This is a genomic window from Kribbella albertanoniae, from assembly GCF_004348455.1.
GTDB lineage: Bacteria > Actinomycetota > Actinomycetes > Propionibacteriales > Kribbellaceae > Kribbella > Kribbella albertanoniae.
The window spans coordinates 1-17118 of the sequence record NZ_SMKA01000209.1; the positions used below are offsets into that span (position 1 = coordinate 1).

The 17118-nt window shown below is 68.3% G+C and carries 15 protein-coding genes and 1 tRNA gene; 6 read left to right on the forward strand and 10 right to left on the reverse strand.

Annotation, left to right across the window (positions count from 1 at the left end):
- Positions 1-353: 353 nt before the first annotated feature.
- Entirely contained in the window at positions 354-830 is a 477-nt protein-coding gene (locus tag E1261_RS32555; protein WP_132413403.1) for a MarR family winged helix-turn-helix transcriptional regulator, read from the reverse strand.
- Positions 831-940: 110 nt separating this feature from the next.
- Here E1261_RS32555 and E1261_RS32560 point away from each other — a divergent pair, with 110 nt between their 5' ends.
- Positions 941-2062, forward strand: a complete 1122-nt coding sequence (locus E1261_RS32560) for an epoxide hydrolase family protein (RefSeq protein WP_132413405.1) — start codon at positions 941-943, stop codon at positions 2060-2062.
- On the opposite strand, the gene E1261_RS32565 is transcribed toward E1261_RS32560, so the two are convergent.
- The 3 genes from E1261_RS32565 to E1261_RS32575 form a co-directional block, all read right to left on the reverse strand.
- The gene (locus E1261_RS32565; RefSeq protein WP_132413407.1) at positions 2059-3738 is read right to left on the reverse strand and encodes a GTPase; all 1680 of its coding nucleotides are present in this window, start codon (positions 3736-3738) and stop codon (positions 2059-2061) included. The two genes, E1261_RS32560 and E1261_RS32565, sit on opposite strands and share 4 nt — an antisense overlap.
- Positions 3735-6953: an AAA family ATPase gene (locus E1261_RS32570; RefSeq protein WP_238176564.1), complete on the reverse strand. Its 3219-nt coding sequence runs from the start codon at positions 6951-6953 to the stop codon at positions 3735-3737. The genes E1261_RS32565 and E1261_RS32570 overlap by 4 nt, the downstream gene beginning before the upstream one ends.
- Positions 6954-7052: 99 nt before the next feature.
- Positions 7053-8531 carry a PrsW family glutamic-type intramembrane protease gene (locus E1261_RS32575; RefSeq protein WP_132413411.1) on the reverse strand — a complete coding sequence of 493 codons (1479 nt, stop codon included), beginning with the start codon at positions 8529-8531 and terminating at the stop codon, positions 7053-7055.
- Positions 8532-8688: 157 nt separating this feature from the next.
- Here E1261_RS32575 and E1261_RS32580 point away from each other — a divergent pair.
- Positions 8689-8762, forward strand: a tRNA-Arg gene (locus tag E1261_RS32580).
- Between the two features lie 52 nt (positions 8763-8814).
- Here E1261_RS32580 and E1261_RS32585 read toward each other — a convergent pair.
- From E1261_RS32585 to E1261_RS32605, 5 genes are read right to left on the reverse strand one after another with little or no spacing between them, the layout of a single operon-like run.
- Entirely contained in the window at positions 8815-9207 is a 393-nt protein-coding gene (locus E1261_RS32585; protein ID WP_132413413.1) for a RidA family protein, read from the reverse strand.
- A complete protein-coding gene (gene solA / locus E1261_RS32590; protein WP_132413415.1) occupies positions 9179-10357 on the reverse strand; it encodes an N-methyl-L-tryptophan oxidase in 1179 nt (392 codons plus the stop codon). The genes E1261_RS32585 and solA overlap by 29 nt, the downstream gene beginning before the upstream one ends.
- 13 nt (positions 10358-10370) lie before the next feature.
- Positions 10371-11042, reverse strand: coding sequence for a TetR/AcrR family transcriptional regulator (locus E1261_RS32595; protein WP_132413417.1), 672 nt, complete (start codon positions 11040-11042; stop codon positions 10371-10373).
- A gap of 4 nt (positions 11043-11046) precedes the next feature.
- Positions 11047-12177: an FAD-dependent oxidoreductase gene (locus E1261_RS32600; protein ID WP_132413419.1), complete on the reverse strand. Its 1131-nt coding sequence runs from the start codon at positions 12175-12177 to the stop codon at positions 11047-11049.
- 48 nt (positions 12178-12225) lie between these two features.
- A complete protein-coding gene (locus E1261_RS32605; RefSeq protein WP_132413421.1) occupies positions 12226-12858 on the reverse strand; it encodes a class I SAM-dependent methyltransferase family protein in 633 nt (210 codons plus the stop codon).
- Positions 12859-12978: 120 nt separating this feature from the next.
- On the opposite strand from E1261_RS32605, the gene E1261_RS32610 reads away from it, so the two are divergent.
- Positions 12979-13554, forward strand: coding sequence for an AAA family ATPase (locus E1261_RS32610; protein WP_132413423.1), 576 nt, complete (start codon positions 12979-12981; stop codon positions 13552-13554).
- Here the strand turns inward: E1261_RS32610 and E1261_RS32615 are convergent.
- Positions 13541-14182, reverse strand: coding sequence for a TetR/AcrR family transcriptional regulator C-terminal domain-containing protein (locus E1261_RS32615; protein ID WP_132413425.1), 642 nt, complete (start codon positions 14180-14182; stop codon positions 13541-13543). The two genes, E1261_RS32610 and E1261_RS32615, sit on opposite strands and share 14 nt — an antisense overlap.
- Positions 14183-14242: 60 nt before the next feature.
- On the opposite strand from E1261_RS32615, the gene E1261_RS32620 reads away from it, so the two are divergent.
- From E1261_RS32620 to E1261_RS32630, 3 genes are all read left to right on the forward strand, one after another.
- On the forward strand, positions 14243-15214 hold the full coding sequence (locus tag E1261_RS32620; protein ID WP_132413427.1) for an NAD(P)-dependent alcohol dehydrogenase: 972 nt from the start codon (positions 14243-14245) through the stop codon (positions 15212-15214).
- Positions 15215-15270: 56 nt separating this feature from the next.
- Complete coding sequence (dnaN, locus tag E1261_RS32625) at positions 15271-16404, forward strand: DNA polymerase III subunit beta (RefSeq protein WP_132413429.1); 1134 nt, start codon at positions 15271-15273, stop codon at positions 16402-16404.
- Positions 16405-16420: 16 nt separating this feature from the next.
- Positions 16421-17118: YdcF family protein (locus E1261_RS32630; protein WP_238176565.1), on the forward strand; the 698-nt coding region annotated here is incomplete at its 3' end.

Genomic DNA, 17118 nt, shown 5'->3' on the forward strand with positions numbered 1-17118 from the left:
TATAAGAGACAGCCTCGCGGCCGGTGCCAGCCCTCCCCAAACCGGTTTGGGGAGGAACATGGGCCGAGCAGGGGCCAACATCCACCCCACCCCACCCTCCAGCAACGGGTCACCTGTCAGACGACGGAACCTCAACATCCCCAGCCACAGCCCGGCAACCATGAGCACCCATCAACCATCTCGCACCCTGCCGAAACGGTTGAACCGTGCTCAACGTCGCCCGGCCCGCTCACCTTGGGCACCCCTCAACCACATTCGGGCCACGCGCATGGCTGAACCGTGCACAACGTCGTACCAGCTCGTGTGGAGAACGCTGAACCAACCGGCCTTGGGATTGCCCCCGCGACTTGCGGTCAGCGCCAGCGTTCCTCCGGGATCCCGGCTCGCCGGTTGTGGTGGTCGAGCAGCGTCGCCAAGAGTCCGGTCAAACTCGCTCGCTCCTCCGGGGACAGCGGGGCGAGCAGTTCGTCCTGGCTGGCCGCCAGCCGATTCTCCAACCGCCGCAACTGCCGCTTGCCCGCTTTCGTCAGCGAGATGACATTGCGTCGGCGATCGGCAGGATCCGCGGCCCGCTCGACGAACGCGAGTTCGGCCAACTCGTTCACCGTCGCGACCATGTCACTCAGGTGAATACCGCTCCGGCGTCCCAGCGTCGCCTGACTGGCCGGGCCGAAGTCCTCCAGTGTTGCCAGCACCCGGTAGTGGTATCCGCGCGCACCGACGGACGAGAAGCCGTCGACCACCAGCCGGCCGGCGTGCTGAGCAGTCTGACCGAGTAGCCAGCTGGGCATGCCCGCCCACCTGGCAGCCACGTTCTCAGGGTCTTCCATCCGGGAAGTCTAGCGAATCGTTCGGTCGACCAACGATCATGTTACCGTTAGGCGTCCTAACGTTAGATCCCCTAACGTTCTCTGCTCACCGATTGTCCGGGAGTTGCACCATGATCGAGCCGTTCCGCATCGATATCCCCCAAGCCGACCTCGACGACCTGGCCGACCGGCTGGCCCGCACCCGCTGGCCGAACGAAGTGACCGATGCCGGATCCGACTACGGCTTCCCGCTGGCCCGGCTCAAAGAGCTGGCCGACTACTGGAGCTCCGGGTTCGACTGGCGCAAACACGAGGCCAGACTCAACGAACTGCCACACTTCAGCACCGAGATCGACAACCAGACCATCCACTTCGTCCATGTCAGATCCGCACGACCGGATGCGTTCGCGCTGATCCTCACCCACGGCTGGCCCGGTTCGTTCCTGGAATTCCTCGACGTGATCGAGCCGCTGTCCCGCGACTTCCATCTGGTGATTCCGTCGATCCCGGGGTACGGATTCTCCGGGCCGACACATGAGCGCGGCTGGGACGTCGACCGGATCGCGAAGGCGTGGGCCGAGCTGATGCGCCGCCTCGGGTACGAGCGCTACGGCGCGCAGGGCGGCGACTTCGGCTCGGGGATCTCGATGGCGCTCGGAGCGGTGGCACCCGACCGGGTTGCCGGAGTGCATGTGAACTACCTTCCGACGCGGCCGGATCCGGAGGCTGGTCTTGACCTGTCCGACGAAGACGAGGCCCGCCTGGACAAGATCCGGCACCTGATGGCGAACAGGCCGCCGTACCAGGCGCTGCAAGCTCTGACCCCGCAGACCATCGGGTATGCACTGACCGATTCGCCGATCGGCCAGCTGGCCTGGATCGCGGAGCGATTCGCGCAGTGGACGGACCCTCGCTCGCAGATCACCGACGAGCAACTGCTCACCGGCATCTCGTTGTACTGGCTGACCGCCACAGCTGCCTCATCCGCGCGACTGCACCACGATGCGCCACGGCGGGCTCAGACCTGCCCAGTGCCGTTGGGAGTCGCGGTGTTCGCGCATGACATCACCCAGTCGGTCCGACCACTGGCCGAGCGGCTGTACGACGTCAGGCACTGGTCCGAGTTCGAACGCGGTGGTCATTTCGCCGCAATGGAGGTGCCGGAGCTCCTCGCCGAAGACGTCCGAAGATTCTTCGTCGGTCTGGACGAGGTGCACCCCCACGCCCCTCACGCTCGGGCCGTGGCTGGTTAGCCCCGGGCGATGGCGAGGGTGTCGCGGCAGGTGCTGTAGGCCTCGAGCTCGGCCCGGGCCGGTGCTACGACGTGGCTGTCGGCAACCTTCTCGAGTTCGCTGCGCAGCGCCTGCTCGGCTGCCCGGGCCCGTCGCGCAGCACCACTGACGGCTGCCAGCCGGCAGAGCACCGCGAGGCCTAGGCCGAGAGCTGCACCACCGACCAGCATGATCCACGCGTAGGCGATTCCGCCCGCACCCGGCAATGGCACCTCGCCGGCGTCGGCGATCCGTGCGACCAGGGCTGCGAGCAGCCAGGCCGCACCACCGAGTGCCACCAGGAACAGCAACCACTGGACGAACTTCGCAGCAGCCCACCAACCCGGGTTGGTGGTGTTGCCGAGGTCGGTCCGGGCCACGGCCTGGTCGAGTTCGTCGCCGAGCGACTCCTCACGACGCCGGATCTGGGTCCGGACGGAGTCGGCCCAGGGTCGCGACAGACCGGCCGACGCGCGGTCGGTGATCGTGCGCACCGCGCTGTCCATCCGGGCCCGCTGGACCGGTGTTGCCGCAGGCAACGAGATCCGCGCACTCGCGACCTCGCTCGTCGCGGACTTGCGCAACGCCTTGCCCTGCTGGCGGGAGACCTCGTCGAGCTGCAGTCCACGGAGCGGATCCGGGCGGAACCGGCCGATCCACTTCGTCAACGGCCACCCGGTCGCGGCCTGGGCACGCTGCAGGTAGGACCGGCGGACAGCGTCGACCACGACCGGCAGACCACTCGCATCCGAGAGCGCCTCGACCAGCTCGGTGACCTCAGCCTCGGCGATCTCCGGCGTCTTGGCCGTGCCGCACTGCTTCGCCATCCGGTCCGCGACGCGATCCACATCGGCAGCGAGCCGCTCCCGGGCCGAGCGCTTGTTGCTGACCCGCTTGACCAGCAGGCCGCGCACCTCGTCGAGTCCGTCGCCACTGACCGCCGAGGTCGCGACGACCGTCGGCGCCTTCAGGCCGTCGGTCTTCAGCAGTCGCTCGAGGTCGTTCAGGCAGCTCTTCCGCTGGTCTGGGGTGAGCTTGTCGACGTGGTTCAGCGCGAAGACCATCACCCCGGAGTGCGAGGCATAGGGCTTGATGTAGCGGTCGTGCAGGGCCGCGTCGGCGTACTTCTGCGGATCGACCACCCAGACCAGCATGTCGACCAGTTCGACCAGGCGGTCGACGATCAACCGGTGCTCGACCTCGATCGAGTCGTGGTCGGGCAGGTCGAGCAGGATCAGGCCGTCGAGGTCCTCCGACTGCGCGTCCTCCAGCGAGCTGCGGTGCTGCACCTGGTGCCGGCGCGGGATACCCAGCCAGTTCAGCACCTCACCGGCCGGCTCCTCACCCCAGACACAGGCCAGCGGCATCGAGCTGGTCGGGCGGCGGGTCCCGATCGCGGCCAGGTCCAGGCCGGTCATCGCGTTGAACAGCGACGACTTCCCGGAGCCGGTGGCACCGGCCAGCGCGACCACGGTCAGCTCGCCCGACATCCGCAGCCGTTGCCCGGCCCGGTCGACGATCTGGTTGGCCTCCGACAGGATCACCGGATCGAGCCGGCCCTGGCCGGCGGCCGAAGCCTTCTCGAGTGCGTCGATCTTGGTCAGGACGTCGGTCGCACCCCGTACCGGGCCTTTGACCGTCTCCGTCGTTTCCGTCACGTGCAGTCCTCCACCGCGCGCGCGGCCTCGGTCAGTTGCCTGGCAGCCTCGGGATCGACCGGATGCTGGTCGAGGACAGCCAGATACCGGGCGAATTCGGCATCCATCAAGGCATGAACCTTACCGTCAAGATCCGCGCGTGCCTTCGACATCAGGGTCTGAACCGCCGCGTCGCCGAAGACCGCAGTCAGCAGCTTCTGCCCGACGACCGCGCTACCGACCCCGATACTCGCCTCGGCACCGGTCGGAATGCCCGCGTTCTCGGCAAACAGGACCACCATGACCGACAACGACAGCCCGTTCACCCCGGCGTCCAGGATGCGTGCCGCCAGCCGCTTCTCGGTCCCGACCTCGCGGACCAGATCGAGCACACCGGCCTGCCACTCACGGACAGCCCGCTCGGCCTTCGCCCGGAACTCCGGAGACATCGCTCCGAGGGCGATCTCGTCGTCGGCCGACGTGTCCGCCTCGGGATCCGTGCTCGGCTCAGCATCAGGGTCGGTGGTGGACCGGGCCACCGCGAGCAGTTGGCGTCCGGCGGGTGTCGCCTGCCAGATCTTCTCCGCGCGTTCAGCAGCCACCTCGGCCTGCTCGATCAGCAACGAGGACAACCCGGACTCGATCGCGTCGTTCAGATCGCGCGTCGGGGCCGGCGCCGTGGCGATCGACTTCTTCACCTTCTCGCGCAGCTTGCCCGAGTTGCCTTGCAGACCCTTCAGCAGCTCGCCGGTCCCGACGAACTCCTGCCACCGGGCCAGCACCTCGCCGCGCAACAGCGTCGCGTCCTGGGTCGAGGTCGCAATGTCCTTGACCGCCTGGTCGTAGGCAGCCTCGACGCTCGAGCGCAGTTCGGCCGCGGTGTCACCCTGGGCCCGCACTGCGGCCGCGAACGGCGGCGTCGTCTTCACCATGCCGGTGACCGCGCCATGAAGCGTCCGGCGCACGACCGCCGCGCGCGACTCGGCGTCGGCGGCCAGGTCGACCAGCCAGTCCTTGATCGAGGCAACAGCCTCGTCCGGCAGCATTCCGTTGCCGTCGACAACCGTCTCCCGGATCGAGAACAGCGGTGAGTCGCCGAGCCCACGCTCCAGCAGCATCTGCGCCAGGTGCCCGGTGATGTCGTCGATCGTCTCCGCCGGTGCCCGGTCCAGTACGACGGCCACCGCCGTACTGCGATCCGACGCGCTCTGCAGGAACTCCCACGGAACCGCATCCGAGTAGCGGGCCGCCGTCGTGACGAACAACCAGAGGTCGGCAGCCGCGAGCAACTGCGTGGCCAGGTCGCGGTTCGCCTCGACGACCGAGTCGATGTCCGGTGCGTCCAGGACTGCGAGGCCGCGCGGCACGGTGTCGGACGCAACCAGCCGCAGCTGGCCCGGGTCTTCCATGCCACCCGGGCTCTCCGCGGTCGTCCTCGCCATGCCCGGCAGCACCCGGTCTCCGATGAACCAATCCGCGTCCGCCGGGTGATGGATCAGTACCGGCGACCGCGTCGTCGGCCGCAGCACACCCGGCTCGCTGACGACCTTCCCGATCACGGAGTTCACCAGCGTCGACTTGCCTGCACCGGTGGACCCACCCACCACAGCCAGAATCGGCGCTTCCAACTGCACGAGCCGCGGCAGGATGTAGTCGTCCAGCTGATCCAGCATCGCCTTCTGCTGCTGCCGGGCCTCATCGGCCCCCACAACGTCCAGCGGCAACCGGCTCCCAGCCAGCGCACCACGCAGCTTCATCAGCGAGGTGATCAGAACCATCGCAGCCTGCTCGGCCGCCAACCGCTCCGCCAGCTCCTCCGCAGTCAGCTCAACCTCAACCGGCTCCGCAGACTCGTCATCTTCGTCTGCCTCTTCGGCGGAAGCCTGCTCAACCTGTACGTCGTCAGCTACATCCTCTGCAGGTTCATCCGCAGCGGTCTCCGCGACCTCGTCACCCGAGTCGCCCTCAACAGCCTCCTCGGCAACCGCAGTCGCCTCAGCCGACTCCTCGGCCGCAGGCTCCTCGGCTGCCGGCTCCACGACGTCATCCGCAGACTCGTCATCGGAGTCCGACTCAACCGATTCCTCGTCGACCGCATCCACCGGTACGTCGGGCGTCTCGGCCTCGTCGACCGCATCCACCGGTACGTCGGGCGTCTCGGCCTCGTCCGCCGCTTGCTCGGCCTCGGGCGACTCGGCCTCGTCCGACGGCTGCTCGACCTCGGGCTCCGTGTCCTCGGCAGATTCCTCCGAGGCAGTCTCCGCAACCTCTTCGCCAGGCTCCTCAGCTGCAGCCTGCTCGGTCGGCTCCTCGAGCTCATCCTCGGTTTGCGCCGACTCCAGGCCAGCGGATTCGACGGCGGCTAGCTCTTCGGCGTACGCCCTCGCCTCGTCGATCTCGACCGACGACCCGTCAGCCTGTTTGGGAAGCCCGACAATGATGTTGCCGTACTCAAGCGGGAACCCGTCCGGAGACTCGTCCGGCTCGTACACCACACCAACAGTCGGCCGCGGCCGCTCAACCTTCTCCGCCACACCCTCGCCGGCCTCCGCAGCCACTGCCGCGTCCGCGCTGCCGGCGCTCTCAACGTCATCCACGCTCTCGGCGGCGTCCTCGGCGGAGCTGCCGTCCTTCGAATCGCCGGTCTCGGCACCTTCGGTGGAGCTCACCTCAGCCGCCTTCGCAGAGCTGTCGCCAGGAGCCAGGTCGGCGTCATCCTCGGCTGCAGCATCCGCCGGCTCGGCAGATGTCTCTGCACCAGCCGCATCAGCCTTCGCATCCGCACCGCTCGCAGCCTCAGCATCCCCGGATGCGCTGCTCTCGTCCTCGGCAGCCTCCGCCGACTTCCCGGGCGCCGCCTCAGTGGACTCGGCAGACTCGGCCGTCTCCCCCGGCATCGCCGTACCAGACTCGGCCGACTCACCAGTCGACGCCTCAGCAGCCGCCACAGACTCATCGGTCGCCGCGTCGGGCGTTCCGGTCGACTCGTCGGCAGCCTCTGCGGACTCGACCGTCGCAGGCGCGGCGACCTTCGACTCCGCAGGCGCAGCCTCGGTGGCCTCCTGGGACGCACCGGTGGGAGGCTCGGGGGTGGTGTTCTTGCGCCGGCGACGGCGCCAGAAGCCTTTGCCCTTGGCACCGGCCTCGGACTGCGCGATCAGGTTGGCCAGCTCCTGGGCAGGCTGGTCCCGGCCCGGAACCTGTGGCTCCGGACCTTCACCAGCTGCTGACTTCATGTCAGCCACAGCGTCCGTCCACGAGCACAGAGTGCCCGGTCGGACAGCACAGAAGCAAAGTCATCGTCATCCCCGTTTGGCGGCGTGGACGGGTGGCAGTCACTGCGATGGTGGATACGGACCGTATCCTCCCGGCGATCCTTGCGAACCAGGGGGTCCCGGTGGGTAACCGGGCTGGCCCGCTGGGTAACCGGGTTGCCCCGAGGGATACCCCGGCTGAGGCGCTCCGTAACCACCTGGCCCGGCCGGAGGTGCGCCGTACCCGATCGGGGCGTCCTGCACCCCGGGACCACCTGGACCTCCCGGTCCCGGCATCCCGGGTCCACCGGGCGGCATCGCCTGGGGGAAGGCCGGCATCGGCGGGAACGGGACGCTGGCCCGCCGGGCACGCAGCTCGTCGAGCAGCCGCTTCTCGTCCTGCAGCGCCTCCGGCCCGATCACCTGGCGGACGATCTTGTCCCGCAGGTAGGCCAGGTCGGTCGCGTTCTGCTGGAACGCCTTCGCGGCCGCTTCGGCCTGGCCGCCGTACCGGCGAGCGTTCTGCCGGAGCGCCTTGCGCCCGCGCATCGTCGCGATCAGGGGCACTTCCGGAGCGACCAGCCAGCCGAACCGCACGTAGTCGTAGAGCCGCGAGGCGATCATCTTGCCTTCGCGCGACCGCAGCACCAGCGCGAACGCCACCATGCCGATGAAGATCGGCACCATCAGCAGGAAGTAGGCCACCAGGAAGCCGGTGCCCTCGGCCCAGCTCGCCGAGGCGTTCCAGGCGGCGTGCGCCAGTACGGCGGCCAGGTAGCCGACGACCGGGGCCAGATACCGCACCGCCGTACTGCGGTGCCGGACGGCGATGCCGATCCCGATCGCGGTGAAAGAGGTGAAGAGTGGATGCGCGAACGGCGACATCACGCCGCGCAGGACAAAGAGGACAAGAACGCCGCGCAGACCCTCGTCGCTGCCGGCCTCGTGCGACAGCTCGCTGAAGATGCGGCCGTAGTAGAGGATGTTCTCGGTGAAGGCGAAGCCGACACCGACCATCCCGGCGTACACCAGACCGTCGATGATCCCGTCGAACTCCTTGCGGCGCACCAGCGCCAGCAGCAGGATGACGGCGCCCTTGGCGAACTCCTCCACCGGCGGAGCGACGAAGACGGCCGACCGGTCGCCGCCGGCGCCGGTCTCGGCCAGCTGCTTCGCGACCTCGGTGTTGATGAAGATCGCGACCAGCGTCGCGATGAAGGCACCCCAGCAGAGCGCGAACAGAATGTACTTGGTCGGCTCCGGTTCGTAACGGTCCAGCCAGAGATACAGCCCGATCACCGGGATCACCGGCACCATCGCGAACGCCATGCCCCAGGTGAATCCGCCGGCACCGGTCGAGTCCGCCACGATCGCGAAGATCGCCAGTCCGGCGATCGCCATCAGTACGGCGACCACGATGCCGACCAGCACCTGCCGGTTCCGCCGCTGCCCGGGGACCGGATGGTTCCCGAGTACGTTCGGCTGCGGATACTGTCCGCCGGGCGGGTAGGCCCCCGTGGGCTGCGGTGGCCCGGCCGGGCCTGGTGAGGGGTAACTCATGCCCGCAGCCTAGTTGGATCACCGACCCGAGGGCAGAACCGCCCACGCGGCGTTACCGGGATGGAACGACAACCCTGTACTTCCCCACCCTCCGCACGCCACACCCGGTAACCCGGCAGCGCGATCACCCGCCCATCTGACAGACTCTTCCTGGCATGCGCCAGTAGCTCAGCTGGATAGAGCGTCGGACTTCTAATCCGTTGGTCGCAGGTTCGAGTCCTGCCTGGCGCGCAAACCACCCCCTGACCTGCAAATATGCAGCTCCAGGTCACCCGCTCGGCGGTCAGATGACTGCGGTGGCCTCTACTTCGATCAGCTGCTCGGGGCGGGCCAGGGCTGCGACGCCGATCATGACGTCGGCTGGCTTGTGGTCGCCGAAGACTGCGTAGCGGGCTTCCTGGATGACTGGCTGGTAGTCGCGGCGGTAGCCGACGAGGTAGATGCCGAGGCGGGTGACCTGGTCGGGGCGGGCGCCGGCGGCTGCCAGGGCGCGGCCCAGGTTCTCGAAGGTCAGGCGGGCCTGGACGGCGAGATCGCCGGGGCCGACCAGCTCGCCCTGGAGGTCTTCCGGTTCCTGGCCGGCGATGAAGACCAGCTTGGTGCCGGTCGCGATCGCTATATGGCTGTACGTCGAGGGGGTCGGCAGGTCACTCGGGTTCAGCAAGTCGACGGTCATGCGTGGAACCTATGGCACCAAAGGTCCGGTGCGGATCGAGGAAGGACATGGCCGTGTACGGCGTTTCGTTCAGCGTCTGCTGGGCGAGGAGTTCGCCGAGTCCGGCGCAGTGTTTGAATCCGTGGCCGCTGTCGCCACCGGCGATCACCACGCGGTCGCCGTACCGGCCGGCGAGGAACTGTCCGTCGGGTGAGTCGGTGACCATGCACGGGATGACCTGGACGGGCGCCGGGTCGAGACCGGGGAAGGCATGGCCGACTGCGGCGGCGAGCTCGGCAATGTCCTCGATCGGGCGGATCGAGCGGTCCAGGTCGTCGGCCGCGAATCCGGTCACGTGTGAGCTGCCGCCCTCCAGACCGACCTTCACACCGAAGCCGTCGTCGGAGCCGTGCCCCCACAGGCCCCGGCCGTCGGCGAGCTCCCAGATGAACGAGGGGAAGTTCGGCAGCCGGAACGCCTCCGAGTTCGGATCCTGCGGCGCGAACCAGAACATCGGCGTACGACGAGGTGTCAGCGGCAGCTCGGGATACAGCGACCCCAGCCAGGCGCCCGCACAGACGACGACCTGATCGGCGTGGAACTCGGCGGTCGGCGTCCGCACGATCACCTCACCGGCACGCGGCTCGATCTCGGTCACCATCGTGTGCGGATAGACCTCGGCGCCCAGCCGGCGCGCCTCGGTGACGTGGGCGCGGACGGTCGGCTCGGCGAAGCAGATCCCCGCACCGGGGTCCCACACGGCGACGTCGCCGGCCACGAGACCGCCGTACTGCGGGTAGCGCGCCTGCAGCTCGTGGTGAGACAGGTCGACGGTTGGGGCGCCGGCCTCGGTTGCAGCTCTGAGCGCTCCACTGACCGGCCTGCTGTCGGGCGCACCGACGTTCAGCGAACCGGTCTGCCGGACGTACGTCTCGCCGGTCCGCTCCCCCAGCCCAGTCCACAGCTCCAGCGACTTCTGCGCGATCGCAGTCAGCCCGGGATGCTCCATACAGGCCACCCGGAACAGCCGAGTCGTCCCGTGCGAGGACCCGAGCGGGTGACCGATCCCCTGCCGCTCGATCCCCACCACCTTCACCCCACGAGCAGCCAGCCGCCACAGCGCCGCCGACCCGAACGCCCCCAGCCCAACCACAACCACATCTGTCCGCATACTGTCGACCCTTTCAGGGGCGAGCGGTGGCGATGATGCCGTTGATGAGCATGTCGAACGCCCAGCGCCGGCGCTCTGACGGCGTACCGGAGAGCAGGTCGACGCCGTGGGCGTGCAGGTTTGGGAACTGCTGAGCCGAGGCGTTGTCGACTGCTTCATTGAGTCGTCGGAATGCGGCCTCGGCGTTGCCGTCCTTGCTGTCGTTCGCGTGCTCGGCGGCCGTGGCGGTAGCTGTCTGGAGCAGCAGGTCCACACCCCAGGCCGCCTGGCCGGCGGGTACCTGGCCGGCTGCGAGCAGTCCGAGCAAGCTGTCGACCAGCGCCAGGTAGTGGGGCCCGTCAGGGTGTGTGTGGACTGCGGAGTGGGCCAGGCTGGGATGGGCGAATAGCAGGTCGGTATAGCTACCGAGGACTTCGTGCAGTGCCTCGCGCCAGTCCGCTGCGTCCTTGGCAGCTGTCAGGTCGACCTGTGCCAGCAGCCGGTCGAGGATTGCCGCGTGCAGCTCGTAGCTGTTGGCGACGTACACGTAGAGCGAGGCAGGGCCGGTGTCCAGCTCCTGCGCGAGGCGGCGCATCGTGACGCGCTGCAGACCGTCGCTCTCCATCACCCGCACGGCCGCGTCGATGATGCCCTCGCGGGTCAGTGCAGGTTTGGCGGGACGCTCCCGGCGGCTCAGGGCTGGCATGGGATCAGCGTATTGCTCCAGCGAAGAACTCGGTCAGACGCTCGAGACCGTCCGCCGCAAACATGTTCTGCAGGCTCTCGGCAGACTCGGCAGCGCTCGCCTCGCCGCGTGGGAAGAGAAAGCCCTCGTACGCCGTCAGCGCGGCCTCGGTGTCGTTGCGGTGTGCCGCGATGGCCTGGCCGACCTCCGCTCCGTCGAACATCGCCAGGTTGGCGCCTTCACCGGCGAACGGTGACATCAGGTGCGCCGCGTCGCCCAGCAGCGTCACACCGGCGGTGCGCTCCCAGCGATGCCCGACCGGCAGCGCGTGAATCCGGCGCAGGACCACAGAGCCGTCGGCCGACGCGATCAGCTCTCGAAGGCCTTCATCCCAACCGTCGAAGTAACTCAGGACAGTCGCCTTGGCGGCAGCGGGGTCGACAGTGTCGAGCCATGCCTCGTCCACTTTCAGACCGGCGTAGACGTGCAGGCTGCCGTCGGTCTCCCGGTGCGCGAGAATGCCGCGCTCGTCGCCCAGACAGATGAAGAAGCCGTCGCCAATCACCGCGGCACTGCGCGGGTGCCGCACGTCGGCGTCCAGCAGGTCGAACTCGGCGAACGAGATACCGGTGTACGTCGGCAGCGCATCCGACACCAGAGGCCGAACGCGCGACCATGCGCCGTCAGCTCCGATCAGGAGGTCGGTGGTGATGGTGGATCCGTCGGCGAAGGACACCTGGTGACGTCCGCCGTCCAGCGGCCGCGTGCCGGTGACCTTCTTGCCCCAGTGGATCGCACCGTCGGGCAGCGAGTCCAGCAGCAGCTTGCGTAGGTCTCCCCGGTCCACCTCCGGCCTACCACCGCCGCCGTCGTCGTCCAGCGCGACGCGGACCGTGCCGTCGCGGCCGGCCAGGCGCATGGCCTCGCCACCCTCGTGGATGATCCGGCGGAAGTCGTCGTACAGGCCCGCGGCGTGGAGTGCCCACTGCCCGTTCTCCTCGTGGATGTCGAGCATGCCGCCCTGAACCCGCGCCTCTGCGGAGGGTTCCAGCTCGAACAGCGTCGCCTCGATCCCGTTGACGTGCAGGACGCGCGCAGCCGTCAGCCCGCCGAGCCCGGCACCAATGATCGCAATGGGGTGATGTGTGTTGTTCATACCCACCACCGTAACGAACATGTTCGTTACGAACAAGTTCGTTCGCTGCTAGGACCGAGCCGAGCCGAAGGTGAAGAGGCTGACGCCCGGCACCAAACGCTCCCCGGCCCCGGCGTAGCGGTGCACGCCTACGCCGTAGCCGGCATCGGCCGGCGACAGGTACAGCCGCTCGAAGCCGGCCGACTCGAACCAGCCACAGATCGCGGGAGCCAGGTCGGGCGCTTCCCGATGACGCGTCCAGATCAGGACAGTCCCAGGTTTGCAGAACTGTGGGCTGAGCGAGATCGTGCGCTCGACATCCCGGTCGGAGATGTTGCCGAAAATGCCGCAGGCAAGCACGAGATCGGCCGGCACCAGCCCGGCGTACTGATCGGTGAGCGACGCGTCCCCAGTGACCACTTCGATGCCGGAGAGTCCGAGGCTCTCAACCGCCGCGGTAGCGACAGCGGTATTGCGGGGGTCCAACTCGACGAGGCGGGCGTGCACGTCAGTACGGCGAGGGTGGTCGGCAAGCGCCTCGATCAGGTCCCGGCCTTGACCCGCGCACAGGCTGATGACCCTCAGCGGGCCGGGCGGCGCCTCGGACAGGGCGGTGCGAACGTGCCCCTGTACGTCGGCCAGTCGCCGGGCGAGCGGCGTACCGGGGCGGTCGTAGTCGTCGTGCCAGCTGGACCAGTCCACTTTTCTTCCTCTCAGGGAACTCCTAGGGAGTTCTTAGTGCAGTCACGGGGCCAGATGGGGAACCTGCTCGTCTAACCGAGTACTGGCAGGCTAGGGAAGGGCACTGACGTGGTTGCGACGATGAACTTGGCGGTCGTCGGCGCCGAGGAAGAAATCCGGTACTCAGAGAACGCTGTGGTCGTGCTGGCCGGGATTCCGGGAGCCGGAAAGACCACACTGCTGCGTCGGCTCTACCCCGACGGTGAGGACCACGGTGGGGTGCAGGTCTTCGACTCCGAGCGGTTGCGGGCGCGGTGGATGCGAGTGCTCGGCCCCGTCCCCTATGCCTACTGGCGTCCGCTGCTGCACCTGACCTACTACGTCCAGGTGCTCAGTGCGATGCACAGCGGCCCCATGGTGATCCACGACTGCGCCACTCGCCCCTGGGTACGGCGGTTGCTCGGATGGCGCGCGCGGCGGGCCGGACTGCCGCTGCACCTGATCCTGATCGACGTACCGGGTGAGGTGGCGCGGGACGGCCAGTGGGCGCGCGGACGCGTCGTACGGACCAGCAGCATGGAGAAGCACTGCCGGCGCTGGCCGCAACTGCTCGCCCGAGCGACTGAGGACCCCGGACAGGTGGTTCCGGGCGCGCGGTCCGCGATCGTGCTGAGCCGGCGTCAGGCGAGTCGGCTGCGGGCGATCACCTTCCGTTGAGTTTGGCCTCCAGGCCGTCCAGGACCAGGTCGAGGCCGAATTCGAAGTCCTCGACCCGGCCGGACTGCATCACGTGCGTGATGATCCGCACGACATGCGGGAACCGCTCGGGATCCAGCCCGCCCATCACCTGAGCCGACACATCCGGCGCCGCATCGACCGCGAACGGCAGGCTCACCTCCTGCAGAGTGAAGCCGTACAGGTGGCTGTCCAGCGTGTGCCAGGCGTCGAGCGCGCCCTCGACAGTGAAGCCGCCCTCGAGCAGCCGCCCGAGGGTCGAGTCCAGGTACTTCGTCATCCCCGGACCGATCGTGAGCCGGGACATGATCTGCAGCGCCATCCACGGATGCGCGACCAACACGCCATGGGCGGAGATCGACCGCCGCCGCATCGCGTCCTTCCACGGCGTCCCGGCCGGTGGCACCTCGATGTCCGTCAGCACCAGATCGACGATCGAGTCCAGCAGATCGCTCTTGTTCTTCACGTGGTTGTAGAGCGACATCGCCTCGATCCCGAGTTCGTTGCCGAGTTTGCGCATGCTCAGCGCGTCCAGGCCGTCCCGGTCGGCGAGCGCGATCGCAGCCCGTAGTACACGCTCCCGATTGAGTGGATCTCCCCGCGGTGCCATGGACAGACTCTAACTTACATCGTAAGCTTACGCCGTAAGTACAACAGGGGGGATCCACGAATGCTTGCCATCACACAGGACCGGTACGGCGACAGCGAGGTGCTCGCGCTCCGCGAGATCGATGTCCCCGCGCCCGCTTCCGACGAGGTGCTCGTCGAGGTCCGCGCAGCCGGGGTCGACCGGGGCGTCTGGCACCTCATGACCGGACTTCCGTACCCCATCCGGCTCGCCGGGTACGGCGTTCGCGCGCCGAAGAACCCGGTGATCGGAATGGATCTGGCCGGCGTGGTCAGCTCGGTCGGAGCCGCGGTCACCCGGTTCCGGCCGGGCGACGAGGTGTACGGCATCGGCAGCGGCACGTTCGCCGAACATGCGCGCGCTCTGGAGAAGAAGCTCGCACCGAAGCCGGCGAACCTGACCTTCGAACAGGCGGCCGCCGTACCGGTCTCGGCACTCACTGCGCTCCAGGCGGTCCGGGACCGGGCCGAGGTCAAGGCCGGCGATCGAGTGTTGATTCTCGGCGCCTCGGGCGGGGTCGGCAGCTACGCCGTGCAGGTGGCCAAGGCGTCAGGCGCCGAGGTGACCGCGGTCTGCAGCGCGAGCAAGGCCGAGCTGGTCGAACAGCTGGGCGCTCAGCAGGTGCTGGACTACCGCACCGACGACTTCACGCAGTACGGGCCGTTCGACGTGATCCTCGACATCAACGGGCACGCGTCGCTGGGCCGGCTGCGGAAGGCGCTGACACCGAAGGGGACACTGGTCATCGTCGGGGGTGAGACCGGTGGTCGCTGGCTCGGCGGCATGGACCGCCTGCTGCGGGCGATGATGCTGTCGCCGTTCATCGGTCAGCGGCTGCGTCCGTTCATCAGTTCCGAGAACCACGTCGATCTGCAGGCGCTGACGGAACTGATCGAGAGCGGCCAGGTGACTCCGGCCCTCGACCGGGTCTTTCCGCTGGCCGAAGCCGGGGCGGCGATCCAGTATCTGATCGACGGTCACGTGCGCGGGAAGGTCGTGCTGGGACTGACCTGACAAGAACTGTCGGTGGCGCCTGATTGGGTTGAACCTCGCGATCGGGAGGGGTGACCGTGAAGGTTCGAGTCGGGCGTGAGGTGCTGGCTGAGGCGGTCGGTTGGGTGGCCAAAGGGCTGCCGAGCCGGCCGAGTGTGCCGATTCTTGCCGGGATGGCCATCGAGGTGGCCGACGGAATGCTGACGGTGTCCGGGTTCGATTACGAGAGCTCGGCACAGGTCGGCCTATCGGCCGAGGTGGGGGAAGACGGCCGGGTCCTGGTGTCGGGGCGGCTGCTGGCCGGCATCTGCCGGGCGATGCCGCGGGACACCGTTGATCTGAGTTCGGAGGGGGCTCGGGTCACGGTGTCGAGCGGTCACGCCAGGTTCACGTTGCAGACGCTGCCGCTGGACGAATACCCGCCGTTGCCGGAGCTACCGGCAGCCGGTGGGTTGGTGAGCGGGGAGGTGTTCGCGCGGGCGGTCACGCAGGTGGTGACCGCCGCCGGGCGGGACGACACGTTGCCGGTCCTCACCGGGGTGCGGGTTGAGATCCGCGGGCCGGTGATCACCTTGCTGGCCACGGATCGGTACCGGTTGGCGGTGCGCAGCTTCTCCTGGGAGCCGAACGATCCGGAGATCGAGGCGGACGCGCTCGTCCCGGCCAAGGTGCTGTCCGGCCTGGCCAGGACACTGGCCGGTCACGAGGTCACCCTCGCGCTCGGTTCAACTCGTACAGGGGACGGGTTGATCGGGTTCGAGGGGGCCGGCCGGCGAGCGACCAGCCGGTTGATCGACGCCGAGTTCCCCAAGGTACGCAAGCTGATCCCGGCGCCCGGCGCGATCACCCGGACGGTCACGGCGGACACCGCCACGCTGATCGAGGCGGTGAAACGGGTCTCCCTGGTCGCTGAGCGGACATCACCGGTCCGGTTCGCGTTCACCGACGGTACGGCGACGCTCAGCGCAGGCAGCGGTGAGGAGGCCGAGGCCGTTGAGCCGATCGAGGCCACCCTCACCGGCGATCCCCTGGTGATCGGGTTCAACACGGGCTACCTGCTGGATGCGCTCGGCTCACTCGGCACCCCGTTCGCGCATTTCGCCTTCACCGAGCCGACCAAACCGGTCAACCTGGTCGGGCTGCGCTCCCCCGACGAAACGCCGGACGGCGACTCTGCCTACATCGTGGTCCCGCTGCGTGGAATCAGTTGATGCCAAACTGACGCAGGTGCCTGAAGCAATCCTCGCCCGCTACCTCGCCCGCCGCGACGAGCCGGCCGAGCACGTCGACATCATCGTGCTGATGGGATCCGCCGTACTGGAGTCGGTCGAGGTCGCCGCGCAGTTCCATCACGACACCTCGGCGCGGATCCTGATCAGTGGCGGGATCGGCCACTCGACCCATCACCTCGACACCGCAGTCACGCGCCGAGGCCTGCCCGTCGAGGTCGGCGGCCGCCCGGAGTCGCACGTTTTCCGCGACCTCCTCACCACGCAGTACGCCGTACCGGCCGCAGCGATCCAGGTCGAGGACCAGTCGACGAACTGTGGTGAGAACGCCGCCTTCACCCGACACCTGATCAACGAACCGGCCGCACTGCTGCTGATCCAGGATCCGACCATGCAGCGCCGCACCCACGCCAGCTTCGAACGCTCCTTCGCCGACCTCCCCGGTACCCGCTTGATCAGCCACGCCCCGCTGATCCCCTGGATCGGCCCGAACTTCGTGAGCGCCGGACCGGACCGCCCGGAGATCTGGAGTCTGCAACGCTTCCGCTCCCTCATCCTCGGCGAGATCCAACGCCTCAGCGACGACCCCACCGGCTACGGCCCAGCCGGCCGAAACTTCATCGACCACGTCGACATCCCAGCACCGGTCGTTGCCGCCCACAACCAACTCGCCACCGCCCACCCCCACCTCATCCG